This is a genomic window from Variovorax paradoxus (assembly GCF_030811855.1).
GTDB classification, from domain to species: Bacteria; Pseudomonadota; Gammaproteobacteria; order Burkholderiales; family Burkholderiaceae_C; genus Variovorax; species Variovorax paradoxus_L.
This window is the reverse complement of sequence record NZ_JAUSRN010000001.1, coordinates 395,048-419,786: the sequence shown is the minus strand read 5'-3', so window position 1 is coordinate 419,786 and position 24,739 is coordinate 395,048. Positions and strand designations below refer to the sequence as shown.

30 protein-coding genes are annotated in these 24,739 nt (G+C 66.7%); 22 read left to right on the top strand and 8 right to left on the bottom strand.

The window, feature by feature from the left end; translation table 11 throughout:
- The first annotated feature begins 29 nt into the window (after nt 1-29).
- Nucleotides 30-359 carry an L-rhamnose mutarotase gene (locus tag J2X92_RS02205; protein ID WP_307573017.1) on the top strand — a complete coding sequence of 110 codons (330 nt, stop codon included), beginning with the start codon at nt 30-32 and terminating at the stop codon, nt 357-359.
- Nucleotides 360-490: 131 nt separating this feature from the next.
- Here the strand turns inward: J2X92_RS02205 and J2X92_RS02200 are convergent, their stop codons facing one another.
- On the bottom strand, nt 491-721 hold the full coding sequence (locus tag J2X92_RS02200) for a hypothetical protein (protein ID WP_307573016.1): 231 nt from the start codon (nt 719-721) through the stop codon (nt 491-493).
- A 168-nt stretch (nt 722-889) separates the two neighbouring features.
- On the opposite strand from J2X92_RS02200, the gene J2X92_RS02195 reads away from it, so the two are divergent.
- Complete coding sequence (locus J2X92_RS02195; RefSeq protein ID WP_307573014.1) at nt 890-1,924, top strand: hypothetical protein; 1,035 nt, start codon at nt 890-892, stop codon at nt 1,922-1,924.
- Between the two features lie 20 nt (nt 1,925-1,944).
- Here J2X92_RS02195 and J2X92_RS02190 read toward each other — a convergent pair whose 3' ends face one another.
- Nucleotides 1,945-2,862 carry a LysR family transcriptional regulator gene (locus tag J2X92_RS02190; RefSeq protein ID WP_307573012.1) on the bottom strand — a complete coding sequence of 306 codons (918 nt, stop codon included), beginning with the start codon at nt 2,860-2,862 and terminating at the stop codon, nt 1,945-1,947.
- A gap of 124 nt (nt 2,863-2,986) precedes the next feature.
- Here J2X92_RS02190 and J2X92_RS02185 point away from each other — a divergent pair, with 124 nt between their 5' ends.
- The 7 genes from J2X92_RS02185 to J2X92_RS02155 all read left to right on the top strand — a co-directional run bounded on the left by J2X92_RS02185 (nt 2,987) and on the right by J2X92_RS02155 (nt 9,368).
- The gene (locus J2X92_RS02185; protein ID WP_307573011.1) at nt 2,987-3,946 is read left to right on the top strand and encodes a Bug family tripartite tricarboxylate transporter substrate binding protein; all 960 of its coding nucleotides are present in this window, start codon (nt 2,987-2,989) and stop codon (nt 3,944-3,946) included.
- 17 nt (nt 3,947-3,963) lie between these two features.
- Nucleotides 3,964-4,998, top strand: a complete 1,035-nt coding sequence (locus J2X92_RS02180) for a zinc-dependent alcohol dehydrogenase (RefSeq protein WP_307573009.1) — start codon at nt 3,964-3,966, stop codon at nt 4,996-4,998.
- Nucleotides 4,991-5,614: a DUF4286 family protein gene (locus J2X92_RS02175; protein WP_307573007.1), complete on the top strand. Its 624-nt coding sequence runs from the start codon at nt 4,991-4,993 to the stop codon at nt 5,612-5,614. Before J2X92_RS02180 ends, J2X92_RS02175 begins: the two co-directional genes overlap by 8 nt.
- Nucleotides 5,615-5,660: 46 nt before the next feature.
- Nucleotides 5,661-7,289: a sensor histidine kinase gene (locus tag J2X92_RS02170; protein WP_307573006.1), complete on the top strand. Its 1,629-nt coding sequence runs from the start codon at nt 5,661-5,663 to the stop codon at nt 7,287-7,289.
- Nucleotides 7,286-7,975 (top strand): response regulator transcription factor, encoded by a 690-nt coding sequence (locus tag J2X92_RS02165; protein WP_307573005.1) that lies wholly within the window; start codon nt 7,286-7,288, stop codon nt 7,973-7,975. Before J2X92_RS02170 ends, J2X92_RS02165 begins: the two co-directional genes overlap by 4 nt.
- Before the next feature lie 122 nt (nt 7,976-8,097).
- Nucleotides 8,098-8,586: an SgcJ/EcaC family oxidoreductase gene (locus J2X92_RS02160; protein WP_373424774.1), complete on the top strand. Its 489-nt coding sequence runs from the start codon at nt 8,098-8,100 to the stop codon at nt 8,584-8,586.
- Nucleotides 8,587-8,618: 32 nt separating this feature from the next.
- Nucleotides 8,619-9,368: a TerC family protein gene (locus J2X92_RS02155; RefSeq protein WP_307573003.1), complete on the top strand. Its 750-nt coding sequence runs from the start codon at nt 8,619-8,621 to the stop codon at nt 9,366-9,368.
- Nucleotides 9,369-9,393: 25 nt separating this feature from the next.
- Here J2X92_RS02155 and J2X92_RS02150 read toward each other — a convergent pair whose 3' ends face one another.
- From J2X92_RS02150 to J2X92_RS02135, 4 genes are all read right to left on the bottom strand, one after another.
- Entirely contained in the window at nt 9,394-10,674 is a 1,281-nt protein-coding gene (locus J2X92_RS02150) for a DUF3422 family protein (protein ID WP_307573002.1), read from the bottom strand.
- A 91-nt stretch (nt 10,675-10,765) separates the two neighbouring features.
- Nucleotides 10,766-11,005, bottom strand: coding sequence for a hypothetical protein (locus tag J2X92_RS02145; RefSeq protein ID WP_307573000.1), 240 nt, complete (start codon nt 11,003-11,005; stop codon nt 10,766-10,768).
- A 145-nt stretch (nt 11,006-11,150) separates the two neighbouring features.
- The gene (locus tag J2X92_RS02140) at nt 11,151-11,501 is read right to left on the bottom strand and encodes a hypothetical protein (RefSeq protein ID WP_307572999.1); all 351 of its coding nucleotides are present in this window, start codon (nt 11,499-11,501) and stop codon (nt 11,151-11,153) included.
- Nucleotides 11,502-11,620: 119 nt separating this feature from the next.
- On the bottom strand, nt 11,621-11,893 hold the full coding sequence (locus J2X92_RS02135) for a DUF4242 domain-containing protein (protein ID WP_307572998.1): 273 nt from the start codon (nt 11,891-11,893) through the stop codon (nt 11,621-11,623).
- Between the two features lie 133 nt (nt 11,894-12,026).
- On the opposite strand from J2X92_RS02135, the gene J2X92_RS02130 reads away from it, so the two are divergent.
- Together J2X92_RS02130 and J2X92_RS02125 are read left to right on the top strand one after the other, a co-directional pair.
- Entirely contained in the window at nt 12,027-12,980 is a 954-nt protein-coding gene (locus J2X92_RS02130; RefSeq protein ID WP_307572997.1) for an AraC family transcriptional regulator, read from the top strand.
- A gap of 141 nt (nt 12,981-13,121) precedes the next feature.
- The gene (locus J2X92_RS02125; RefSeq protein ID WP_307572995.1) at nt 13,122-13,358 is read left to right on the top strand and encodes a hypothetical protein; all 237 of its coding nucleotides are present in this window, start codon (nt 13,122-13,124) and stop codon (nt 13,356-13,358) included.
- Between the two features lie 273 nt (nt 13,359-13,631).
- Here J2X92_RS02125 and J2X92_RS02120 read toward each other — a convergent pair whose 3' ends face one another.
- A complete protein-coding gene (locus J2X92_RS02120; RefSeq protein ID WP_307572993.1) occupies nt 13,632-14,303 on the bottom strand; it encodes an RraA family protein in 672 nt (223 codons plus the stop codon).
- Between the two features lie 27 nt (nt 14,304-14,330).
- Nucleotides 14,331-15,539 (bottom strand): aspartate transaminase, encoded by a 1,209-nt coding sequence (locus tag J2X92_RS02115; protein WP_307572992.1) that lies wholly within the window; start codon nt 15,537-15,539, stop codon nt 14,331-14,333.
- A gap of 163 nt (nt 15,540-15,702) precedes the next feature.
- Between J2X92_RS02115 and nac the strand changes: the two genes are divergently transcribed.
- The 11 genes from nac to J2X92_RS02060 all read left to right on the top strand — a co-directional run bounded on the left by nac (nt 15,703) and on the right by J2X92_RS02060 (nt 24,703).
- The gene (nac, locus tag J2X92_RS02110) at nt 15,703-16,641 is read left to right on the top strand and encodes a nitrogen assimilation transcriptional regulator NAC (protein WP_307572991.1); all 939 of its coding nucleotides are present in this window, start codon (nt 15,703-15,705) and stop codon (nt 16,639-16,641) included.
- Between the two features lie 147 nt (nt 16,642-16,788).
- Nucleotides 16,789-17,223: an acetyl-CoA carboxylase biotin carboxyl carrier protein gene (locus J2X92_RS02105; RefSeq protein ID WP_307572990.1), complete on the top strand. Its 435-nt coding sequence runs from the start codon at nt 16,789-16,791 to the stop codon at nt 17,221-17,223.
- Nucleotides 17,224-17,236: 13 nt separating this feature from the next.
- Complete coding sequence (accC, locus tag J2X92_RS02100) at nt 17,237-18,589, top strand: acetyl-CoA carboxylase biotin carboxylase subunit (RefSeq protein ID WP_307572989.1); 1,353 nt, start codon at nt 17,237-17,239, stop codon at nt 18,587-18,589.
- A complete protein-coding gene (gene pxpB, locus J2X92_RS02095) occupies nt 18,586-19,254 on the top strand; it encodes a 5-oxoprolinase subunit PxpB (protein WP_307572987.1) in 669 nt (222 codons plus the stop codon). Before accC ends, pxpB begins: the two co-directional genes overlap by 4 nt.
- Nucleotides 19,251-20,246 carry a 5-oxoprolinase subunit C family protein gene (locus J2X92_RS02090; RefSeq protein WP_307572986.1) on the top strand — a complete coding sequence of 332 codons (996 nt, stop codon included), beginning with the start codon at nt 19,251-19,253 and terminating at the stop codon, nt 20,244-20,246. Before pxpB ends, J2X92_RS02090 begins: the two co-directional genes overlap by 4 nt.
- Before the next feature lies 1 nt (nt 20,247).
- Nucleotides 20,248-20,682: an acetyl-CoA carboxylase biotin carboxyl carrier protein gene (locus J2X92_RS02085; RefSeq protein WP_307572984.1), complete on the top strand. Its 435-nt coding sequence runs from the start codon at nt 20,248-20,250 to the stop codon at nt 20,680-20,682.
- A 20-nt stretch (nt 20,683-20,702) separates the two neighbouring features.
- Nucleotides 20,703-21,470, top strand: a complete 768-nt coding sequence (locus J2X92_RS02080; protein ID WP_307572982.1) for a LamB/YcsF family protein — start codon at nt 20,703-20,705, stop codon at nt 21,468-21,470.
- Between the two features lie 164 nt (nt 21,471-21,634).
- Nucleotides 21,635-22,387 (top strand): SDR family oxidoreductase, encoded by a 753-nt coding sequence (locus J2X92_RS02075; protein WP_307572981.1) that lies wholly within the window; start codon nt 21,635-21,637, stop codon nt 22,385-22,387.
- A gap of 33 nt (nt 22,388-22,420) precedes the next feature.
- Nucleotides 22,421-23,122: an amino acid ABC transporter permease gene (locus tag J2X92_RS02070; RefSeq protein WP_307572980.1), complete on the top strand. Its 702-nt coding sequence runs from the start codon at nt 22,421-22,423 to the stop codon at nt 23,120-23,122.
- Nucleotides 23,123-23,128: 6 nt separating this feature from the next.
- On the top strand, nt 23,129-23,887 hold the full coding sequence (locus tag J2X92_RS02065) for an amino acid ABC transporter permease (protein ID WP_307572978.1): 759 nt from the start codon (nt 23,129-23,131) through the stop codon (nt 23,885-23,887).
- An 81-nt stretch (nt 23,888-23,968) separates the two neighbouring features.
- Complete coding sequence (locus J2X92_RS02060) at nt 23,969-24,703, top strand: amino acid ABC transporter ATP-binding protein (protein WP_307573832.1); 735 nt, start codon at nt 23,969-23,971, stop codon at nt 24,701-24,703.
- The last annotated feature ends 36 nt before the right edge of the window (nt 24,704-24,739 follow it).

Below are 24,739 nucleotides of genomic sequence, written 5' to 3'. Positions count from 1 at the left end.
TTTTCCATCGACGACCGGATCGAACGATCATGCGCCACTGCCTTGCCCTTGACCTGAAAGATGACCCGGCGCTGATCGCCGAGTACGAGGCGTACCACCGCAACATCTGGCCCGAGGTGCGCACGCATCTGCGTGCGCATGGCGTGACGGGAATGGAGATCTATCGGCTCGGGACCCGGATGGTGATGCTGATGGAGACGGATGACGCGCGGTACGACGCCGAGGCCATGGCGGCCGCGACAGGGAACGATCCGAAGATCCGCGCGTGGGAAGAACTGATGTGGAAGTTCCAGGCGCCTACGCCCTGGACACCTGCTGGAGAAAAGTGGGTGGGCATGCAGCGGATATTCGAGTTGTAGCTGTCTCTCGCACCAGCTGCGCTGCCAACGGCGGCCTGCAACCTGTTGCTCCGGTGTTTCTTTTTTGTCGATCGCGGCTCGAGCGCGAACCAGAAACTGTCGCATGCGGGAGTCCGAAGCGACGCGCCATGTCACTTTTCGGGGGCGACGCGCGCGTTTTTCGCTGGCGGGAAAGTGGGCATGGATCGTGCGCCTTGTGCCACGGCAACTCGCCGGCAAAGCGTCCGGGCGGCAGCTGCTTCTCTTTCAATCAAAAAACGTTTTTCATGATCATTTTTTCCCGACGGTGCCTTTCTGCACTGATGATTTCGGTGCTCCTGTTCGGTTGCGGTGGTGGAGGCGGTGGCGGTGGTGGTACTCAAGGTGGGGGCTTGGCCGGCCTGATCGGCTTGGGCGGGAGCAGCGGCAGCCAAGGCGCCAATGGCGTCACCCAGGGTGGCGATAGCCAAAGTGGTGGTGGCACGGGAAGCACAGGCGGTACGGGCAGCACAGACGGAGTTTCTTCACCCGTCGCGGCGACCACTGCGTTGGTGACCAGGCTCGGCAAGCCCGCTCGGGTGCTGCTCGGACTCGGCGCGGGCAATCCCCTCGATCAGATGAAAAGCCAGGGCATACATCCCGACATCGTGGACACCTACCTCGTGGGTGTGGGTGCGGGCGCCTGGCCCACCTGGAACAGCCCCGATGGGGCGTACATCACGTACACCGCGCAGGCCATCCAGGCTTACGGCGCGGTCCCGATGTTCACGCTGTACCAGATGACGGCGCTCGGCGAGGGCAATCTGAGCGGCATCAACGACGCGGCCTTCATGAACAACTACTGGGCGCAGGTCCGGCTGATGTACCAGCGCATTGCGGCCCTCGGCACGCCCGTTCTGATCAACCTGGAGCCGGACTTCTGGGGATTCGTTGCGGCGCAGGCGCCCGATCGCGATGCGACGCGGGTGGCGGCCGCCGTGAACAGCCAGCCCGAATGCGGCGGGTTGCCGAACACCGCCGCCGGCCTGGGCCAATGCCTGGTGCAGATGGGCAGGCAGATCGCGCCCAAGGCGCTGGTGGGATTCCCGCCCGCCTTCTGGAGCGGCACCGCTGCCGCGATCGGCGCCCAGATGCGGGCGGTCGGCGCGCATCAGGCGGACTTCATCGTCGCCCAGACCAGCGACCGCGACGCGGGTTGCTGGGAGGTCCCGTCGCCTCCCGCGGAATGCACGGGGCGAAGTGGCCCGTTCTACTGGGACGCAAGCAACACCGCCAGCCCGAACTTTCACGAGTCGCAGCGCCAGATTTCGGACTATCGCGCCGCCTTGGGCAATGGGCTGCCGATCCTGTGGTGGCAAACGCCGATGGGCGTGCCGTCCGACACGCCCGGTGGCACCGACCTGCACTACCGCGACAACCATGTCGACTACATGCTGCGCAACGCCCAGGAGTACGGTGACACCCACACCTTTGCGATCGTCTTCAGCGCCGGGGGGAGCGTTCAGACCTCGATCAGCACCGACGGGGGCCAGTTTGCGCGTCTTTCGGGCCAGTACCTCGCGCGAGGCGGCGCCACTTTGAAGTAGCCATCGGCAAGGGCTGCGATTCAGCAGCCCAGCTTTTCCGCCATCCGTCGCTGAAGGTCGGCAAAGCTCACGCGCACCGCGTCCGCCAACGCAGGCAGCAGCGGATTCGAATCCGTCTTCCTTCTCAGCAAGACAAGCACCTCGCTGGCGGCCGGTGCGCGCAGGCGGCAGAAACTCGCGCCCGCCACGCCGAGCAACGCGCATGAGGACGGCACCAAGGCCACGCCGAGCCCCGCGCCGACCAGGTCGAGCACGCCATGCACCGTGCTCGCTTCGTAGCGGATGCGCGGGCTGAAGCCCGCCTTGGCGCAGAGATAGATCGACTGGTCGAAGTACGCCGGTCCCCGGTGCCGGGTGAAGGCGACGAAATCATGCTCGGCGAAGCTGCGCAGTTCGACCGGATTGCCGGCGCGGCGTGCTTGCTGCGGTGTCAACGCAAGGCAGAAAGGATCGGGCATCTGCGCCGCGACCGTGAGGCGCGGATGATGCGGCTTGCTGCGCGCGATGCCGGCATCGAGGTGGCCCGCGGCTATCGCCTCCGCCTGCTCACTGCTGATCATCTCGCGCAGCTCGATATGCAGCGCCGGATGTTCCTTCTTGAGATGCCGGACCAGCTTCGGCAGCACCGTGCTGCTGGCGGAGGGCACGAAGCCGAGCGCCAGGTGGCCGCTGCTGGCGCTTCCCGTCACGGACTCCTTCATGCGCGCCGCGCGGTCGAGCAGGTACCGCGCTTCCGGCAGCAGCGACTCGCCTGCCGCCGTCAGGCGCACGCCCTTGGGATGGCGCACGAAGAGCGCAGTGCCCATTTCCTCTTCGAGCTGCCGGATCTGCACCGACAGCGGTGGCTGCGCGATGAACAGCTTTTCCGCGGCCCGGCTCAGGTTGCCCGTTTCGGCCACCGCCACGAAGTAGCGCAGGTGCCTCAGTTCCATGCTCATGAAAACTCCATATGCGGGAGGTATCGAAACCATAGCTTATCGGTGTTTGTCGTATCGGACTCCGGCGGCCAGAATCTGTGTATTCCAGGCGCAGAAGCGCCGGCACTGCTGAATGGAGACACACATGAAGAAAGCTCTCGCCCTGCTGACGGGTTGCGCATTCGCCCTGGCAGCGTCGGCCCAGGACTGGCCTGCCAAGCCGGTCAAGCTGGTGGTGCCGGCACCGGCCGGCAGCTCGCTCGACTTCATCGCGCGCACGCTGGGCGACAGGCTGCGCGAGCGATGGAAGCAGCCGGTCGTGATCGACAACAAGGCAGGTGCGGGCGGCATGCTCGGCATGACCGCGGTGGTCAAGGCGCCAGCCGACGGCTACACCCTGGGCGTCGGCTTCAACGGCCCGATCGCATTCGGGCCGCACATGTACAAGAAGATGGCCTACGACCCCGCCAAGGACCTGCTGCCCATCGTGCTCACCTCGTCGCAACCCAACGTGCTGGCGGTTGCGGCCAGCAACCCGGCCAAGACCTTGCCCGAGTTCGTGGCCTGGGCCAAGAAGCAGGGCGGCAAGCTCAACTACGCCTCGGTCGGCGCAGGCAGTTCTTCGCACCTGACCATGGAGCTGTTCAGGAGTGTGGCGGGTTTCGAAGCCACGCATGTGCCGTTCGCCGGCTCCCCGCCGGCCGGTATTTCGCTGGCTTCCGAAGAGACGCAGGCGCTGTTCACCGTGGCGCCCGCGCTGCTGCCGCTGATCCACGGCGGCCGCATCCGCCTGCTGGCCGCCACCAGCCTCCAGCGCACCGAAACCATGAAGGACCTGCCCACGGTCGCCGAGGCGGGCTATCCCGGCTTCGAAGCCTTGGCCTGGAACGGCCTGTTCAGCGCCGCCGGCACACCGCCAGAAGTTGTGCGCCGCATCAATGCCGACGTCAACGAGGTGATGAAGGACAAGGGCGTGCGCGACGCCTTCACCAAGCAAGGCCTGATCCTCGGCGGAGGCTCGCCCGACGAGTTCAAGACTTTCATCACGTCCGAAGGCCTCAAATGGGGCGCCATCATCAAGAAGGTCGGCATCAGCATCGACTGACGCCGGAATCAAGCACCATGCAAGCCTTGCGCAAGACACGCCCGGAAGCGGGCCTCGAACTGGTCGACATACCAGCGCCCGTGCCTGAAGCCGATTCGAGCGACGTACTCGTGAAGGTCGGCGCCACCGGCATCTGCGGCAGCGACCTGCACGTGGACGACTGGACGTCCAGCTATGCCTTCATCACCCAGAGCATTCCGGTCACCATCGGGCACGAGTTCGTCGGGGTTGCACAGACCGGCCCCCTGGCCGGCCGGCGCGTCGTCGTTCGTCCTTCCGTGACCTGCGGCGCCTGCGCCGCTTGCGCCATGGGCGATCACGATGGCTGCGAGAAGCGCCGCGGCATCGGCATGACGCGCGATGGTGCTTTCGCGCCCTGGGTCAGGGTGCCCTTGCGCAACTGCGTTCCCGTGCCCGACAGCCTGAGTGACGAGCTCGCGGCGCTCACCGAGCCGCTCACCATATCGATGCAGGCGCTTCGCATCGCAGGGGACGTGGCCGGCAAGCGCGTGCTGGTGATGGGTCCGGGCACCATCGGCCAGGGGATCGCTGCGCTGGCGCGCCGCGCCAGTGCGGCGCAGGTCGTGGTCAGCGGCTGCCATGACGCGGCCCGGTTGGATGCACTGCGCCGGATGGGCTTCGATGCACTGGTCGACGTGGCTGTGCAGCCGCTGGCCGAAGGCGTTCGGCCGCACACGGGCGGCGAACCCTTCGATCTCATATTCGAAGCGACGGGGGTGCCCGAAACCATCACGGAAGGCTTGGCGCTGCTTCGGCGCAATGGCATCGTGGTCGTCACCGGCATCCATGCCCGTCCGCTTCTGCTCGACCTGACACCGATGGTGCGCAACCAGCAACAATTACGCGGCTCCTTTCGCCCTCCGGAATCCGACTGGCCCCTGGCCCTCGAACTGATGGGCGAGTTGGATTCCGTCATGCGCCCGATGGTCAGCCACGTCCTGCCGTTGTCGCGAGCCAAGGAGGGCTTTGCGCTGGCGCGCGCGAAGGCGGCGAGCAAGGTGCTCCTGAAGCCGGAAGCACGCGATGAATGACGACATAGCGGGCACGGGCGCCGTGCTGGCGCTGTGGAACGACGTCACGCCCGACGTGGATGCCGAATACAACGCGTGGCACGCGGGCGAGCACGTGCCCGAGCGGTTGACGGTCCCAGGCATGCTGTGGGGCCGGCGCTATCGACGCGCGTGCAACAGCGCTGCGCCACGCTATCTCACGCTCTACGGCATGCGCGACGCGCAGGTCCTGGAAAGCGATGCCTATCGGCTTCTGCTGAGCCGGCCCACGCCGACGAGCGCGCACATGCGCCCGCACCTGTGCAACCTGTCGCGCTGGGTGTGCGATGTCCGCGAGGCGCATGGCTTTCTGGCACCGGCCCACCTGGCCGTGTGGACCTTCGACGCGGAAGATGCGGCTCGCGCGTGCGCAGGTGCACACACTGCATCCTGCGTGCATGACCTTCTGCTCGCCCGGCGATCGCCCGATGCAGCGCCGCTGCCATGGCTCACGGGCGGACAAGCGCAGGCGATCGAAGGAAGCTGGCTGTTGGCCAAGGGAATGCCCCCGCAGGCGATGGCTTCGGCGCAAGCCGTGCCGGGCGCAGTTGTGTACAACACCCTTCCGGTCCAGCCGGCCTTGTCGCCCCGTCTCTGAGCAGAGTCGTCTACGCAGTGCTGCGTCGACTGTAGACTTCGCGGCCATGTTTCGTCTGCGTTTGTCATTCGCCTTTGCGGTTCTTGTTGCGCTGGTGTGCTGCCAGGCGGCCTTTGTCTACTGGGGCTCCAACCGCGTCAACGAATACGCCGCGCACAGCCGGCTGACGAGCGACATTCTTTCCGAGCTCCTCGAGATTTCCGCCAACAAGCAGAGGTTGCGCGTGTGGGCCTCGCAGCGGCTCATGGATGCAGAAGCGACGTCGCCGGTCCGGGATCAGCTGCTTGAGCGAATGCGAGCGGGCGCGGCGCGGCTGGATGCAATGTCTCGCCATCATCTGGACTCATGGCAGAAGGTGTCCGCGCGAGAGGACATCCCCGTGCCGCAAGAGGCTTTCCAGCTGGTCGAGATCAGCAAGCTGCTGGATCGGAACATCGTCGAGGTACAGGCGCAACTGCAAGATTTGCAGCCGCTGTCGCCTGGCGCGGAATTCCCGAATGTCTGGCGGCAGGTGGCGCAGGTCTTCGACACGACCCAGGGCCGGGATCTTCGCGAGCTGCTCAACGGCGCCATCGAAGGACAGCGCAAGGCGGTGCCCATTGCCCGTGCGGCCACCGAGCGAGGCCTGGACCGGCTCCGGCAGCAGGCGATTGCCATGGCGATCATCGCCCTTGTCGCGGCCGTGCTGTGGGCGCTGCATCTGCGCGGGCGCCTCAAGCGCCCCCTGGAGCTCTTGCTGCAAGGGACGCGGGCACTGCAGTCCGGCAGCCTGGAGCACCGAATCGAACTTGCATCGGGCGATGAATTCGAAGTGGTGGCGCGCCATTTCAACCAGATGGCGGCGGAACTTCAGCAGCATCGCCAGGAGGCCGACGAAGCCCGCCGGCGCCTGGAGGATGCCGTCAGGGACCGGACGCAGGAATTGCAGTCGGCCCATGACACGCTTCAACTGCTGGATCATCGGCGCCGGCAACTCTTCGTCGATCTCAGCCATGAACTGCGAACACCGGCCACCGCGATCCGCGGGGAGGCGGAGATCACGCTGCGTGGCGGCGACAAGCCCGCCGAGGAGTACCGCCAGGCGTTGAAGCGCATCGTCGGGACCGTTCAGCAGTTGACCCACGTGATCGGCGATCTGCTCCTGATTGCGCGGGCCGAAGCCGATCAGCTGGTGATCCAGCCGTCTCCCATGGATCTCTCGATGCTTCTGAGCGAAGCCGCCGAGCAGGGCGAAGCCCTGGCTGCACTGCATGGCATTGCACTGGCCTACGAGCCGGCAGCGGAAATGGTCATGGTCCGCGCCGACGGCGATCGGCTGCGCCAGGCCGTGATGATCGTCCTGGACAACGCCATCCGCTATTCGCGCGTGAACGGCAAGGTGCACCTGGGCTGCAAGGTGGCCGGAGAAGAAGTCTCCATCGTGGTTCGCGATCACGGCATCGGCATCGACCAGGACGAGTTGCCGCGTATTTTCGAGCGCTTCGTCCGCGGCCATCGGGCACGCGCTCATCGCGCGGATGGCAGCGGCATCGGCCTCTCGATAGCGCAGGCCATCGTCAAGGCCCATCGCGGGCACATCGACATACGGAGCGCGCCGGAGGAGGGGACTGAAGTTCGTGTCGTCCTTGCACGCCTGCCGATCCACGAACCCGAGGCCAGTGTCCAGCAGCCATGAACAGAAGCATCCTGATTGTCGAAGACGACCCCCGTGTCGCGGATTTCCTGGTGCGCGGGCTGAAGGCGGAAGGCTTCGCGGTGCAGCATGCCCGAACCGGTCCGGACGGACTGGAACTGGCGCGCCGGGGAGAACTCGCGCTCCTGATCCTGGACCTGATGCTGCCGGGCATCAACGGTCTGGAGCTGTGCCAGACCTTTCGCGCCGAGGGCGGGCAAACACCGGTGCTGATGCTGACCGCAATGAGCACGACCGAAGACAAGGTGAATGGGCTGCGGCTCGGCGCCGATGACTATCTGACCAAACCCTTCGACTTCGAGGAGCTGCTCGCGCGCATCGAGGCACTGCTGCGCCGCGGTAGGGACCTCAGGCCGCAGGTCACGACGTTGCGGGTGGCGGACCTTTTGCTGGACCGCGAACGCATGCGGGTCGAACGCGCGGGACAGCCGATCGCGCTCACCGCCAAGGAACTGGCTTTCCTCGAGTTGCTCATGAGCGCACCCGGACGGGTGTACAGCCGCGAACGCATCCTGGCCAATGTCTGGGGCACGCACGAAGATCCGCTCACCAACATCGTGGATGTCTACGTGCGGCGTCTTCGCATGAAGATCGACAGCGAGCACACGGTGCAACTGCTGCAGACCGTGCGCGGCCTGGGCTATCGGCTCAGCGAGGCCGCGAGCTAGGCTGCTGTTCATCCGGCGTTCATCTTCTGCTCAGGGCGGGTTCATCGCAGCGGCGATGGACGTTCATACGGCCCTCGAACAATGAGTCCTGTATTCAACCACTTGCATGAATGGACTCCTTGATGACCTCGCGTTTTCCCAAGCTTCTTTCCGCGTCCGCAGTGCTGGTGCTCTGCATGTCGACTTCCGTGTTTGCGCAGACCACCGCCTCGCCATCGACTTGTGCTCCCGCCGAGGAACGCCAGATCGCAGCGCTGTTCGATCGATGGAATGCCTCCTTGGCCACGCTGGACCCGGACAAGGTGGTCGCCAACTATGCCCCCGACGGCGTGCTGCTGGCAACGGTTTCGAACCAGCCTCGCACCACGCCGCCCCAGATCCGCGACTACTTCGTCAAGTTTCTCAAGGACGCGCCGCAAGGAAAGATCGACACGCGCACGATCAGGGTCGGCTGCAACGTCGCACAGGACGTCGGCACCTACACCTTCAAGTTCAAGGACGGCAAGACGGTGCACGCCCGCTATACCTATGTATACGAATGGCTCAATGGCCAATGGCTGATTGCGCACCATCACTCGTCGGCCATGCCCGAGAGCGTTGCGGCAAAATAAACGTCCGACGCCGCTGAATAGATAGGACCTCAATGCTCGAACTCTTGACGGACCCTCAGGTCTGGATCGCCTTCGCTACCTTGACGGCACTCGAGCTGGTCCTTGGCATCGACAACATCATCTTCATCGCCATCCTGGTCGACAAATTGCCCCCCGCCAATCGCGAGTTCGCGCGACGTGTGGGCCTGGTCTTGGCCATGTTCATGCGGATCGGCCTGTTGCTGATTCTGGCCTGGATCGTTGGCCTGGTCGCTCCGCTTTTCTCGGTGTTCAATCAAGAAATATCGGGGCGAGACCTGGTCCTGATCCTGGGCGGCCTGTTCCTCATCTGGAAGAGCACGACCGAGGTTCACCAATCGCTGGAGGGAGAGCACGAGCAGAAATCCAGCGCAGCCAAGGCGACCCTCACCTCCGTGATGCTCCAGATCGTGCTGGTCGATATGGTGTTCTCGCTGGACTCGATCATCACCGCGGTCGGGATGGTGGACGACGTGCGCATCATGATCGCTGCGGTGATTGCCTCCGTGCTGCTGATGATGCTGTTCGCCGGCCCCATCGGGCGCTTCGTCTCGAACCATCCCACCATCAAGATGCTGGCGCTGGCCTTCCTGGTGGTCGTGGGTGTCGTGCTTGTCGCGGAGGGCTTCGATCACCACGTGCCCAAGGGTTACGTGTACTTTGCGATGGCCTTTTCCGTGGCCGTGGAAATGCTGAATATCCGGATGCGCAAGAAAGCGGCCAAGGCGGTGAAACTGCACCCGCCGCATATACCAGGCGATTGAAACCAGGCGATTGAAGAACTGCTGCTTAGCTGTCCGCCGACTGGTGCAGATGCCGCCGCAGCCGCCGGACGTTGAGCAGCACCAGCAGTGCGATCACCGGCACGGCGACCAGCGTCACCGCGGTTTCGTGCCAGCCCATGGCTTTGGCCAGCGGCTTCAGCAGGTAGTTGCTGAGGCCGACGCCGTAATAGGTCATGGCGATCACCGACAGGCCCTCGACCGTCTCCTGCAGCCGCAACTGGAGGCCCTGGCGCCGGTCGAGCGAGCTGAGCAGCGCCTGGTTCTGCCGTTCGCGCTCGACTTCCGAGCGCGTCTGCAGCAACTGCGCGGCCCGGGCGATCCGCTCGGACAATTGCGTCTGCCGGGCCGCCGTGGCGGCGCAGCTGTCCATGGCCGGACGGAACCGGCGCTCCAGAAACTCCGACAGCGGCTGCAGGCCCGGCACCAGCATCTCGCGCAGATCGACCAGCCGCTGCTTCACGATGCCGCTGTAGGCGCGGGTGGCCGCAAAGCGCGCACTGTTCTCGGCCATTGCATGCTCGACCTGCGCGGCCAGCGTGACGAGCTCGTGCAGCAGGACTTCGTCGCCGTCCGTCGCATCGTGGAAACGGGCCATCAGCGACGACAGCTGGGTTTCTTCGGCCGCGATCTGCCCCATGCGGCGCGAGGCCAGGGGCAGGCTGAGCAGGGCCATCATGCGGTAGGTGTCGACTTCGATGAGGCGCTGGACGGTGCGGCCCGCGCGCCGCCGGTTCATGGCGTGGTCGAACACCAGGAAGCGCGTCACGCCTTCGTTCGTGCGAAGGTCCGACACCACGGTGGCCGCGCCTTCGGCGACCCGGTTGCCCACCAGCAGATCGCTGCCGAAAAGCGGCGCCACCAGTCGCGCATGGGGCGGATCGCCGGGGCAGGGGAGCACGGCCAGCTGTGTCGCGGAGATCATGCGGCCGGGCAGCGAAGCCAGCCAATCGTGCGGCAGGGCATCGAGCCAGCCGGTGTCGAAAGCCTGGTCCATGGTGAGTTCGCCAAGATCGGTGAACACGGTGAATGTGTGGAACTCCGTGTGGCGCTCCCAGCGCACGCGCAGCGCGCCGCAGCGCACCTGGCACTGCGTGGCGGTGCCCGCTCCGGATGCCTCGCCGCCCAGCCGCGCCAGATGCGCGATGCAAAGCGTGTCGTCGTCCGAGCCTTCGCGCAGCGTGGCAATGGCCAGCGCCGCACCCGGCGTGGAGAGGGGCTCGAACGGGCGCGCGTGGATCTCGTCGGCCAGTTGCTGGCGGCCTTCCACTTCGGTCGGTAATTTCATTGGGGGCTCCTGGAACCGCATTGTTCCTCAAGCACCTGGAGGTCTTGGCGCCCGGTCGGCCCTCTGCGGCCGCTGCGGGGCCGGGGGAGCCCTAGCTCTGGGGCTCGCGCGGAAGTTCGAAAGCCAGGGTGATGAATGCCACCTCGGCCGCCTGGCGCGGGTCGCGATCGACATTCAGCGGATAGAGCGCCGCGGCCAGGGAGTCCAGCCATTCGCGGTCGACCGCGCCTTTGCTGCGATCGTAGAACGCGCTCCTGAATTCGTGCCACCACGCCTCGGCGGGAGGCAAGGCGCTTCCCGCGACGATGATCGGTTTGTCAGGCTTCCACATGGGCTCTGTGCATGTTGGTGTTCGGGCGCCAGCATGGCAGACGCCCCAAATGCAGGCTGTTTGGGAATGTGAAATCTAGTGCTTGTGCTCGGATGGCGCACTCACTTGTTTATGTGAGAAAACCATTCGGCGAAGCACAGGCCGGCTATCCGACCGGATTCGAATCTTCGTTTTCACCCAGTGCGCGGGGGCCGATGCGCGGGTCCTCCGCGTAGCCCTGCAGCGCCCTGACGCCGGCGTACAGCGCATCGAGCCATGTGTCGTAAGACAGGTCGGCCGACTCGAGCTCAATCCAATGGCTCGCATCGTCGCATTCTTCCGTGAGCACCCAGAAAAAGTGCCCCGGGTTCGGCTCGTCCACGTGGACGGCGATTCGCCGAACATGGCTGATCAGCGTTTCCCGGCAAGGTCCTCGCGCACGTGGCCGCGGTTCATAGGGCTCGGCCAACCCGGTGGGCCGGCCGCCGAATCCGGTTTTCTGCAGGACACCTGCCATCGTGACTCTCCATGGGCAGCGCGGAAGGATCCGCGCCGCCAACATGGCACGCATCGGCGGCGCGCCCCCATGGCGTTTGCCGCGTTTGCCTGACGTCGCTCTCCTACGCGCCGCGCCGATCATTCGGCCGTGGCCGGGTCGATCACGGTGTGCACCCGGTCGATCCGGTCCGCCGGAAAACCGCCAAGCTCCGCGTGCCGGCGCACCAGCGCCTCGTCGGTGGCCTGGTAGATGCAGTAGATCCGGTCGTCGGTCACGTAGCTGTGCACCCACTGTATTTCCGGGCCCATGCTGCCCAACACGCCGCAGGACTTTTGCGAGATGGCTTTCAGGTCCGACGGGCTGAACTTGCCGGCGCCGGGGATGTGCCGTTCGATGAGGAATTTGGGCATGGCGGACTCCTGTCTGTCTAGAATCGGTCAAAGGCGACCAAGACCCATGGTGCCGACGCGAAGCACCTTCGTATTGCCCGCCACTCCGGACTTGTTGACCGAAACTCCGTCCCCGCTTGCCTGAGAGGTGACCATGGATGTCTTGTCGGACGTGCTGCGGAGCATTCGCCTGGAAGGCGCCCTGTTCCTGAACGGGGACATGCATGCGCCCTGGTGCTTCAAGGTGCCCAAGGGCCGGGACATGGCACAGCTGCTCAGGCCCGGCGCGCAGCGGCTGGCCATTTGCCATCTGGTGCTGCAGGGCGAATGCTGGGCCCAGGTCGAGGGTGGGGAACCGATCCGCGTGCACGCCGGCGAAGTGATCGCCGTGCCGCATGGCGACTCGCATCTGCTGGGCAGCGGCCTGCACCAGGCGGCCGTGGACGTGGCGCATGTGGTGAATCCCCGCGCGCCCGAACTGGAACGCATCCGCTACGGCGGCAACGGCGAGCGCACCGTGCTGGTGTGCAGCTGGTTCGCCTACGAAGGCGACGCGCCCAATCCCGTCATGGCGAATATTCCGCGCCTGTTCACCACGCCGCTGCGCAGCAGGCCGGCCGGCCCGTGGATCGAGCAGTCTGTCAACTTCGTGTTGACCGATGCCGCCTTGCGCACGCCCGGCTCGGAGATGGTCGCCGCCAAGGTGGCGGAGGTGCTGTTTGCCGAAGTGCTGCGCGGCTACATCGAATCCATGCCCGCCAACAACCCCGGCTGGCTGGCGGGCCTGCGCGATCCGCACGTGAGCCGCTGCCTGGCGCTGATGCACAACGAGCCCGCGCGCAACTGGACCGTGGACGCGCTGGCGCAGGAAACCCACATCTCGCGCAGCGTGCTGGCGGACCGCTTCGCCGAGCTGGTGGGCGTGCCGCCCATGCAGTACCTGACGCGCTGGCGCATGATCCTGGCCGCCGGCATGCTGCGCAAGGACCAGTGCAACCTGGCGCGTATTGCCGAAGGGGTCGGCTACGAATCGGAAGCCGCGTTCAATCGCGCATTCAAGCGGGAGTACGGGGTGCCGCCAGGGGCTTGGCGGCACAACGGTTCCTAACACAGCCGGGCGTCACCATCGATACCAATATCCATCTGGATCGATATGTAAAAAGTTCACATTTCTGGCGGTTGCCTTACCATTGTCTTACTGGTCATCGGCAAGCCGGCCCGCAAAGTCGGCTGCCTACGAGGAGGAACCATGGAGCAAAAGAAATCGCCGTTCGATGTGCTCGGCACGCATCCATATCCGCAGCAGCAATGGCGGTGCGCGTTTGTGGCCGAATGGGCGCGGCTGGCGGAAGGTTGTGCCGACGCCACTCAAACGGCCGAAGCAGCCGCGGAGCTGTACGCCCGCTACGGCGCGCGAAACCCGACGGAGGTCGCCCGGGAAGAGTGGGGTGGCCCTCCGGAAAGTGATCCCGATCCTCAAACCTGACAGAGAGCCGGCCAGTAAAAAAGGCCTGCGGCCCGATCTTCAACGCGATTTGTCGATGCCGGCAGCCGTTCGATAACGGCGGCGTGCGGTGCTGCTTTTAGAGGCGCCGCGTCGCAGCCCAAGCGTAGCAACGGTTTGTCGCGATGCGCACAGCCTTTTCCACCGTCTTATCCACCGCCATGGTGGAGAACTTGCCCCTGTGACCGGTCTTTTGGCGCGCGGCCTGGTGCAAGTTGTACACACTTGGTACTAGACGTTCATGTTTTTCGGGATTCAGTTGGCGCAGCGCGCCTCGAGCGCATCGATGAACGCGCGATCCCAGCGGCCTTCCTTCATCGCCCGGATCGTTTCCGCTTCCGTCGCCAGGTGCGCCCGCGCCTTTTCGATCAGCAACGCGGCTTCGTCCGGCGCGAAAGCCATCAGCCCGTCCTGGTCGCCGACCACGATGTCGCCGGGATTGACGACCATGCCGCCGACCGACACCGGAACATTGATCTCGCCGGGCCCGTCCTTGTAGGGGCCGCGATGGGTGACGCCGCGGGCATAGACCGGAAACTCGCGCGCCCGGACCTCGGCCACGTCGCGGATCGCGCCGTCGATCACCACGCCCACGACGCCGATGTGCGCGGCGTAGAACGAGAGGATGCCGCCCACCACCGCATTGTTGAGGTCGCCGCCGGCATCGATCACCAGCACGTCGCCGGGCCGGCAGAACTCGAGGGCGCGAAGGTACGTGAGGTTGTCGCCCCCGCGCGATCGCGCCGTGACGGCCGTGCCCGCCATGGTCCTGGCCATCGGGCGGTGGTAGGGGTGCAGGCCGGTGCTGCCGATGTTGCGATGCATGTTGTCGCTCAGCGCGGCCACGGGGATCTCCCGCAGTGCGGCGAGGATGTCGGGAGCGACCGGTGCGGCCGACGGGTTCTTGCGGATGGCTTTGTAGGGCATGTTGTTCCTCGATGACTCAGGAGCGCCTCAGCGCAGGGCGGCCACGGCCCGCGCGATGCGCGCGCAGCCTTCTTCGAGCGTCTCGATGCCGGTGGCGATCGAGAGACGAAAGTAGGGCGACAGTCCATAGGCGGTGCCCGCGACCAGGGCGACGCCTTCGCTTTCGAGCAGGTACATCACCACGTCGCCGTCTTCTTCCAGCCGCTTGCCTTGCGGCGTGGTCTTGCCGATCAGGCCGCCGCAGTGGATGTAGAGGTAGAAGGCGCCGGGCGGCGGAATGCAGCGCAGACCGGGAATGTCGTTGATGAGCGCCAGCGTGCGGTCGCGGCGCTGCTTGTAAACGGCCACGCTCTCGGCCACGAAGCCCTGGTCGCCGTTCAAGGCGGCCGCGGCGGCCGCCTGGCTCACCGAGCAGCAGTTGCCGGTGGACTGCGACAGCAGCGTGTCCATTGCCTTGACCAGGTCGGCCGGGCCGGCCGCATAGCCGATGCGCCAGCCCGTCATTGCGTAGGTTTTCGAGACGCCGTTGACCACCAGCGTGCGCTCGCGCAGCGCGGGCGCCACCGCAAGCAGATGCGGCGTCGCCTCGCCGTCGAAGCGGATGTGCTCGTAGATGTCGTCGGTCATCACCATCACCTGCGGATGGCGCTGCAGCACCTCGGCGAGCGCGCGGTATTCCTCAGCCGTGTAGCTGGCACCGGTCGGATTGCTGGGCGAGTTGATCAGCAGCCAGCGCGTGCGCGGCGTGATCGCGGCCTCCAGCTGCGCGGGCGTCAGCTTGAAGCCGTTGGCTTCGGGGCAGGCCACGCTGACCGGCGTGCCTTCGCAGGCCAGGACCATGTCGGGGTACGACACCCAGTAGGGCGCGGGAATGATCACCTCGTCACCCGGCTCCAGCGTGATCGCAAAGGCGTTGTAGATCGCGCTCTTGGCGCCGCTCGTGGCGATGATCTCGTTCATCGCATAGCGCAGGCCGTTCTCACGTTCGAGTTTGGCGACGATGGCCTGCCGCAGTTCCACCGTGCCGGCCATGAGCGTGTAGCGCGTCGCGCCTTGCTCGATGGCAGCGGCCGCGGCCTGCCGGACGTGGGGCGGCGTGTCGAAGTCGGGCTCGCCCACGACCAGGTTCACAATCGACTTGCCCTGGCGGCGCAGCTCGTTGGCCCGGTCGGCGGCCGATGTGCTGGGCGAGGGCTTGATGCGCCGCACGCGGGCGGCAATGCGGGACGTGGTCACATGACTTCCTGTGTCTGGGATTGCATGGACCGAACGGTACGCAGATCGAACAGGCGAGGCCAAGACGACTTTTCACTGGTCGTATAGGCGCAGCTTATGGTGAGCGCCTATACCTGCCGTGCAGGGGCAGTGCTAGGCTCGGCTTTTGCTTGAGGGACAAGGCGTGAACCTGCGGCGCCTCAAATATTTCGTGAAGATCGTGGACATCGGCAGCCTGACGCAGGCGGCCGAGGTTCTTTTCATCGCCCAGCCGGCGCTGAGCCAGCAACTTGCCACGCTCGAGGGCGAGGTGCGCCAGCAGCTGCTCGTGCGCACCAAGCGCGGCGTCACGCCCACCGAGGCCGGCAAGGTGCTGTACCGGCATGCACAGATCATCCTGCGCCAGTGCGAGCAGGCGCGCGTGGACATGGAAGCGGCCGGCGAAGGGCTCTCGGGCCAGGTGTCGGTCGGTCTTGCGCCCGGCACGGCGGCCTCGGCGCTTTCGCTGCCGCTCTTGCGCACTGTGCGCGCCCGCCACCCCGGCATCCTGCTTTACCTGAACGAGAACTACGGCACCACGCTGAGCGAGCTCATCATGAACGGCCGCATGGACCTGGCCGTGCTCTACGGCGACAAGGCGATCCATGGCCTGAGCTTCCAGCCGCTGCTCAAGGAGCCGCTGTTCCTGGTGGGGCCGGCCGCGATGCCCGCGCCGGCGCAGCCGGTGAAGCTGGCCGACCTGCGCGACATCGAGCTCTTTCTGCCGCGCCCCTACAACGTGGTGCGCAAGCTGGTCGATGCGGCTTTCGTGCGTGCGGGCATGGTGCCGCGCGTGGTGGCCGAGATCGAATCGGCCTTCACCCTGACGGCGGCCATTGCCGACGGGCTGGGCGCCACCATCCTGCCGGCGTCGATGGCGCGTGAAGTGGTGGCGTCCTGCGGTGCCTGGCAATTCCAGATCGTCGAACCGGTCATCGAGGCGCCGCTGGCGCTGTGCCAGTCGGACCACCTGCCGCTTTCGGAGCCGGCGCAGGCGGTGAAGAGCATCCTGCTCGAGCTGGTGGTCGACCTCGCCGGCACCTTCGCGGCCACGCCCGAACCCGGTCTCGCCGCGCTGTCGTAACGCCCCGTCATAAGCCGGCCTTATCCCGGCACAGCCATTCCGTCTTGGGCATTGCGCCCGCGGCCCGTTACCTTTCATGCCTGCCGTCACGCGTTCGCGGAATGCGTCGGCCACCAAGGATGTTCTGTCGCCACAGGCAGGCCCGGCATGAAGCAGGAACAGATCAAGACGCTCATCGACGCACTCGCCGCTTCGGACCTGGCGGAGCTGGAGTACAGCGAAGACGGAAGCACGTTGCGGCTGGTGAAGCAGTCGGCACTGGCGGCCGCGCCCGCCGCGCGGCGTCCGGCTGCTGCGCGCAAGGGGCCCGCCGCGATGCCCGCAGAACCGGCGCGATCGGCAGCCGCCGCGGCCGAATGCCTCGCGCCGCTCTACGGCGTGGTGCACCTGCAGCCCGCCCCCGGCGAGCCGCCCTTCGTGCAGCCGGGTCAGGCCGTCGAGGCCGGGCAGGTGCTCTGCGTGATTGAGGCCATGAAGATGTTCAACGAAGTCCGCGCCGACGCCGCCGCCACCGTGCAGGCCGTGCTGGTGCGTTCGGGCCAGGAAGTGGATGCGGGGCAGCCCCTGTTCCGCTTCGCTTGAGGAAGGCCGCGCGATGTTCGATACCGTCCTCATTGCCAACCGCGGCGAGATTGCCTTGCGCATCCTGCGCGCCTGCCGCGGCCTGGGCCTGCGGACCGTGGTCGCGCATTCCGAGGCCGATGGCGAAGCCAGCTACGTCGCGCAGGCCGACCAGGCGCTGTGCATCGGGCCCTCCGCGCCGGGGCAGAGCTACCTGAACCAGTCCGCCATCCTGTTCGCCGCCGAAGTCAGCGGGGCGCAGGCCATCCATCCGGGCTACGGCTTCCTGTCGGAGAACGCGGGCTTTGCCGCGCGCGTGGAAGAGGCCGGCCTGGTCTTCATCGGCCCCAGCGCCGCCTGCATCCGCACCATGGGCGACAAGGTTTCGGCCAAGCGCGCGATGCGCAAGGCCGGCGTGCCCTGCGTGCCGGGGCCCGACGAAGGGCTGCCTGAAGACCCGGCCGCCGTGCAGGCCATCGCCCGCGAGATCGGCTACCCAGTGATCGTCAAGGCGGCGGGCGGCGGCGGCGGGCGCGGCATGCGCGTGGTGCACGACGAGGCGGCGCTGCTGGAGGCGATGGCATTGACGCGCGAGGAAGCGCGCCAGGCCTTCGGCAACCCCGAGGTCTACATCGAGAAGTTCCTGCTGCACCCGCGCCATGTCGAGATCCAGGTGCTGGCCGACAGCCACGGCAATGCCGTGTGGCTGGGCAGCCGCGACTGCTCGCTGCAGCGCCGCCACCAGAAGGTGATCGAGGAGGCGCCGGCGCCCGGCATCGACGACGCGCTGATGGCCGAGGTGGGCGAGCGCTGCGCGGCTGCCTGCCGGCAGATCGGCTACTGCGGCGTCGGCACCTTCGAGTTCCTCTACGAGAAGGGCGCCTTCTATTTCATCGAGATGAACACCCGCCTGCAGGTCGAGCACCCGGTGACCGAGATGACCGCCGGGGTAGACATCGTGCAGCAGCAGTTGCGCATGGCGCGCGGCGAGCGCCTTTCGCTGGCGCAGCGCGAGGTGCGGTGCCAGGGCCACTCGATCGAGTGCCGCATCAACGCCGAGAACCCCGACACTTTTGCGCCCGCGCCCGGCCGCATCACCGGCTGGCAGGTGCCGGGCGGCTTCGGCGTGCGCGTCGATTCGCATGCCAACGCCGGCTACCGCGTGCCGCCTTACTACGACTCGATGATCGCCAAGTTGATCGTGCACGGCGCCACGCGCACCGATGCGCTCGACCGCATGCGCCTGGCGCTCGCCGAGATGCGCATCGACGGCATCGCCACCAACGTGCCGCTGCATCGCGAACTGCTGCGCGACGAGGGCTTTGCCGTTGGCGGCGTGGACATCCATCATCTCGAACGCTGGCTGCAGCAAAGGAACGCAGCGTGATCGCGCAGCGCCCATCCCTCAGCCTGCTGGGCACGACCGCGCTGCTCTTCGAGGCGCCCGGCGAGATGAACCTGAACTCGCAGCAACGCATCTGGGCGCTGGCGCACGAGGCGCAGGCCTGGCCGGAGATTCGCGAAGCCGTGCCGGGCATGAACAACCTGATGCTGACCTTTCTGCGTCCGCCGCGCGGCCTCGGCGCGCTCGAAGCCCTGGAGGCGCGCCTGCGCGATGCGTGGGACGCGGCCGTCGCACTGCCGCGGGAAGGCCGAGTGGTCGAGCTGCCCGTGGTCTACGGCGGCGCGGGCGGTCCGCACATGGCCGACGTGGTGGCCCACACCGGCCTCAGCATCGAGCAGATCGTCGAGCTGCACAGCGCGCCGCTCTACCCGGTGTATGCGCTCGGCAGCCATCCGGGCTACTGCTACCTGGGCGGCATGGACGCGCGCATCGCCACGCCGCGGCGCAAGGTGCCGGTGCTGAGCATTCCGGGCGGCGCGGTGTCGATCGGTGGCGCGCAGACCGGCGTGTCGGCCTCGGCCGGGCCCAGCGGCTGGAACACCATCGGCAGCACTTCGATGTCTTTCTTCGATCCCGCGCAAGACCCGCCGGCGGCGCTGCAGCCGGGCGACATGATCCGTTTCCGCGTGGAGGGCATCGTCCGATGATCGAAGTGCTTTCCTCGGCCGCGCTCGCCACCGTGCAGGACCTGGGGCGCAACGGCAGCCTGCGCTGGGGCGTCGGCACCTCGGGCGCCATGGACAACCTGGCGCTCGCGGCCGGCAACCTGCTGCTGGGCAATGCGCTCGATGCGGCGGCCATCGAAGTGCCGGTGTTTCCCTTCAAGGTGCGCTTCGGCGAGGACTGCGCATTTGCGCTGACTGGCGCCGATTGCGCGGCTCGGCTGGACGATCAGCCGCTGCTGCCCTGGTGGGTGCACCAGGCACGCGCGGGACAGGTGCTGACGCTGGGCCTTCCGCAAGGCGGCGCGCAGCGCGGCAGCCGCGCCATGCTGTGCCTGGCCGGCGGGGTCGACGTGCCCGAAGTGCTGGGTTCGCGCAGCACGCAGCTGCGCGGCGCCTTCGGTGGCCACGAAGGGCGCGCGCTGCGCCGCGGCGACGTGCTGCGCGCGGCAGGCGCGGGCGCTGCGTGCAAGACCGGCTTCGGCCTGGTGCCGCCCGCGCTCGCATTGCCGCTGCAGAGGGATGGCGTGGCGGCGGTGCGCGTCTTGCCCGCAGCCGAATACATGGGCTTCGAGCCCGCGTCGCGCGCCGCCTTCTGGGCCGGCGAATGGAAGATCACCTCGCAGAGCGACCGCTATGGCTACCGCCTGGAGGGAGAGGCGCTGCGTCCCATCGCGCCGATGGAGCTGCGTTCGCACGGCATCGTGCCGGGCGTGATCCAGGTGCCGCACAGCGGGCAGCCCATCATCCAGATGCGCGATGCCCAGCCCTCGGGCGGCTACCCCAAGTTCGGCACGGTCATCGAGGCCGACATGTGGCGCCTCGGCCAGGCACCGATCGGCAGCCGCGTGCGCTTCATCGAAACCACCTGGGACGAAGCGCTGGCCGCCCTCGATGAAGTGCGCGCCTGGCTCGACAAGGTGGCGCGCATGGTGGAACTGCACCGCGGTGCGCCTGCATCTGCAGGACGGCACTGAGATGAAGCCTCTCCTTGCCTCGGAAGAAGCTGAAATGCAGGACGTCGCACTGCGTACCCCACAGCTGGCCGCCTGGCTGGCAGACACCGACATCGGCTTGCTCGAACTGCGCACGCCGCAAGGCATGCTGCGCCTCGGCCGGCAGGGCGACGACATCGTGGAACTGCCCGCCGAGGTGACCGAGGTCGAGAGCGAACTCGTATCCGTTCACGCGCTCTCGGTCGGCGTGTTCCTGCACAGCCATCCGCTAGCCGCCGCGCCACTGGTGCGCACCGGTGAGCGCGTAGAAGCCGGCCAACCCGTCGGCCTGTTGAAGATCGGCCCGCTGCTGCTGCCCGTGACCGCGCCGCAGGCCGGCATCGTCGACGGCGTCCACGCGGCCGACGGCCTTGCGGTCGGCTACGGCACGCCGCTGGTCGAGCTTCACCCCCTCTGACGAAAGAGAGAAGGATCCCCATGGACATCGACCTGAACGCGGACCTCGGCGAAGGCTTCGGCCCCTGGCGCATGGGCGAGGACGAGGCGCTGCTGGACATCGTTTCTTCCGCCAACGTGGCCTGCGGCTTCCATGCGGGCGATCCGGTCATCATGGATCGCACCGTGCGCATGGCGCGTGCGCGGGGCGTCGATGTGGGGGCGCACGTGGGCTTTCCCGACCTGCTCGGGTTCGGCCGCCGGCCGATGCAGATCGAGCCGAAGGAACTCGTCGCCTACGTGCTCTACCAGCTGAGCGCGCTGGACGGCATGGCGCGCACCGCCGGCCACCGCATGACGCACATGAGCTTTCACGGCGCGCTCGGCAACATGGCCGCAGCCGACGCCGCGTTCGCCGAGCCGCTGGTGCGCGCGGTGGCGGATTTCGATCCGACGCTCATCGTCAGCTCGTCCGCCAGCCGCGCCATCGAGGATGCCGCCGCGCGCTGCGGCCTGCGCGTGCGCACCACCTTCCTGGCCGACCGCGCCTGCGACGACGACGGCCTGCTGGTACCGCGCAAGCTGCCCGGTTCGGTGATCCATGACCAGGGTGCGGTGCTGGCGCGTGTGCGGCAGTTGCTGGAGGAGGGCACGGTCACCAGCTACAGCGGCCGGAAGATCCCGATGCGCGCGCATTCGATCCTGCTGCACGGCGACACGCCCGGTGCGGTGGACCTGGCCCGCGCCGTGCGCGGCGTGGTCGAGCAGGCGGGGCGCGTGGTGCCCATCTCGAAGCAGTCGGACCGGTAGCTCCGGCGCCCGGACATGGTGCTTACCCTAGGTCGTGCGCACGAACAAGGGGCAACATAAGGGCGGCTTATCGCTCCACAGCCAATCCGTCTTGGCGCCGCGAAGAAGCGCTCGATACAGTGAATTCAACGCAGCGATCTCCAGTTCCAACGAAAGAAACAAAGATGCCGTTCTCTGACTACAAGACCGCGCTGGTGACGGGGGCCTCCTCGGGCATCGGCGCCGCCGTCGTCGAACGCCTCTGCAAGGAAGGCCTTCAGGTGCATGCGCTGGCGCGCAGCGCCGACAAGCTGGGCGAACTGGCCGTGCGCACCGGCTGCATTCCGCACGCTATCGACGTGAGCGACCTCGCCGGCATCACCCGCCTCACGCAGGAGGTCGAGTTCGACGTGCTGGTCAACAACGCCGGCGTGGACCGCCCCGGCTCCATCCTCAAAGCCGACGCCGATGGCATCGACCTGCTGGTCGACGTGAACCTGCGCGCCGTGCTGCACCTGTGCCGCCTGGTGGTACCCGGCATGGCCGCGCGCGACCGGGGCCATGTGGTCAACATCAGCTCCATTGCCGCGGCCTACAACTTTGGCGGCAACAGCACCTATCACGCGACCAAGGCGGCCGTGAGCATGCTGTCGCGCCAGCTGCGCATCGACGTCTTCGGCAAGCGCGTGCGGGTGACTGAGATCTGCCCGGGGCGCGTGGCCACCGACATCTTCGCGCACGTGCATGGCGACTCCGAAGAAACCTATAAGCGCTTCGTCGAAGGCTACGAGCTGCCGCAGGCCGAAGACATCGCAAACGCCATCGCCTTCGCGATTGCGGCGCCCATTGCAGTCAACGTGGGCCACATGGAAATCACGCCCACGCTGCAGGTGCCCGGCGGGCTCTCGACCGCGCGGCCGGAAACGCCGCAGGCCTGAGCTCACTGCACGGCCAATGTCAAGGAGCAGCGCATGAAGGACTTCGACCTGCTGGCGATCCTGCTGAAGCCGGAGTTCGGTGCGATGCTCTGGCACGGACTGCAGGAGACGCTGAAGATCGCTGCCGGTTCCTGGCTGCTGGCCATGGCCATGGCGGTCGTGCTGCTGGTCGTGCGCCTCACGCCGAACCGGCTGGCCGAGCGCGTGGTGGCCGGCTACGTTTCCTATCACCGCAACGTGCCGACGCTGGTGCAGCTCATGCTCTGGTACTTCGGCATCTTCAGCCTGCTGCCCGATGCGCTGCAGGGCTGGCTGTCGACGCACAACGCGGAGACGATTCTCTCGATCGTCGCGCTCGGCCTTTGCCAAGCCGCCTATTTCAGCGAAGACTTGCGCTCGGGCCTGCGCTCCATCCCGGCTGGGCAGGCCGAGGCCGCGCGCGCGCTCGGCCATGGCTACATCGGTTCGATGCGCCATGTGATGCTGCCGCAGGCCATCCGCAATGCAGTGCCGGCCCTGGTGAATCACAGCGTCTCGCTGTTCAAGAACAGCAGCCTGGCCATGGCGATCGGCGTGGCCGAGCTGACCCATGCGGTCAAGGAAATCGAGAGCCAGAGCTTTCGCACCTTCGAGGCCTACAGCATGGCGACGGTGCTGTACCTGGTGTGTTCGCTGCTCATCATGGCGGTGGGCGGCTGGCTGTCGCGGCGCTACCGCATCGCCCAAGCGAGGTAGCAAGCCATGTTCAGTGTCTTTGAAATCCTGCGCGACAACTGGCTGCTGCTGCTCGTCGGCCAGTATCCGAGCGGGCCGCTCGGCGGCATCGTTGCCACGCTGATCCTGTCGGTGCTGGGCATCGTGCTGGCGTTTCCACTGTCGGTGCTGCTGGCGCTCGCGCGGCTGTCGCCCTGGCGGCTGCTGCGCTGGCCGGCCACGGTGCTGGTCTACGTGGTGCGCGGCGTGCCGCTCCTGATGGTGATCCTCTGGGTCTACTTCCTGGTGCCGATCCTGATCGGGCGCGACGTGTCCGGCTTCACCACCATGCTGTGCACGCTGGTGATCTACGAGGGCGCCTACCTGTCGGAGGTGGTGCGCGCCGGGATCCAGGCGCTGCCCAAAGGACAGACCGAGGCGGCGCGCGCGCTCGGCCACAGCCACCTGGGCACCATGTGGTTCGTGATCCTGCCGCAGGCGCTCTACAACATGCTGCCGAGCATGCTGAGCCAGTTCATCTCCACCATCAAGGAGACCACGCTGGGCTACGTGATCAACGTGCAGGAGTTGACCTTCGCGGCGAACCAGATCAACAACCAGCTGCTGACCAAGCCGTTCCAGGTGTTCTTCATTCTGGCGATGACGTACTACGTCGTCTGCTTCAGCCTGACGCAGCTCACGCAATGGCTGGAGCGGCGCATCGCACACAAGCGGCTCGGCGCCGCCTCCGTGAACGCATCCCAAGACGGTGTCTCGCTGCCGCCTCCGGTAGCGGCGAATCCGTGAGGCTGCGTTCGACGGCCATCGACAGGAACACAAGGAGACAGATCCATGAACCCCGTTCCACATCCCGCAGGGGATGACACCATGATCCTGTTCTCCAACATCAACAAGTGGTATGGCGACTACCAGGCGCTCGCCGACGTCAACGCCGAGGTGAAGAAGGGCGAGGTCGTGGTGGTCTGCGGGCCTTCGGGCTCCGGCAAGTCCACGCTGATCCGCACCGTCAACCGTCTGGAGGAAGTGAAGTCGGGGCAGCTTCTGTTCGACGGCCACGACATCCATGCGCCGATGAGCAGCGCGGCGCTCAACAAGCTGCGCAGCCGCATCGGCTTCGTGTTCCAGAGCTTCAACCTGTTTCCGCATCTCTCGGTGCTGGAGAACATCATGCTGTCGCCCATGCGCGTGCTGGGCGTGAAGCGGGCCGAGGCGAAGGAGCGGGCGGCGCAGCTGCTCGAGCGCGTGGGCCTGTCGAACAAGGCCGGCGCCTACCCGGCCCAGCTCTCGGGCGGGCAGCAGCAGCGCGTGGCGATTGCCCGTGCACTGGCCATGGAGCCGCCCGCCATGCTGTTCGACGAACCCACCAGCGCGCTCGACCCCGAAATGGTGGGCGAGGTGCTGTCGGTCATGCGCGGCCTTGCCAACGACGGCATGACCATGATGTGCGTCACGCACGAGATGAACTTCGCCCGCGAGGTGGCCGACCGCGTCTGGTTCATGGACGCGGGCCGCATTCTCGAAAAGGCCGACCCCGAGACCTTTTTCACCAGCCCGCAGCATCCGCGCGCGCAGCGCTTCCTGTCGGACTTGCGCGCGCACTGATTGATCGTCGCTTTCTTCATCCCCCTCGAATTTCCT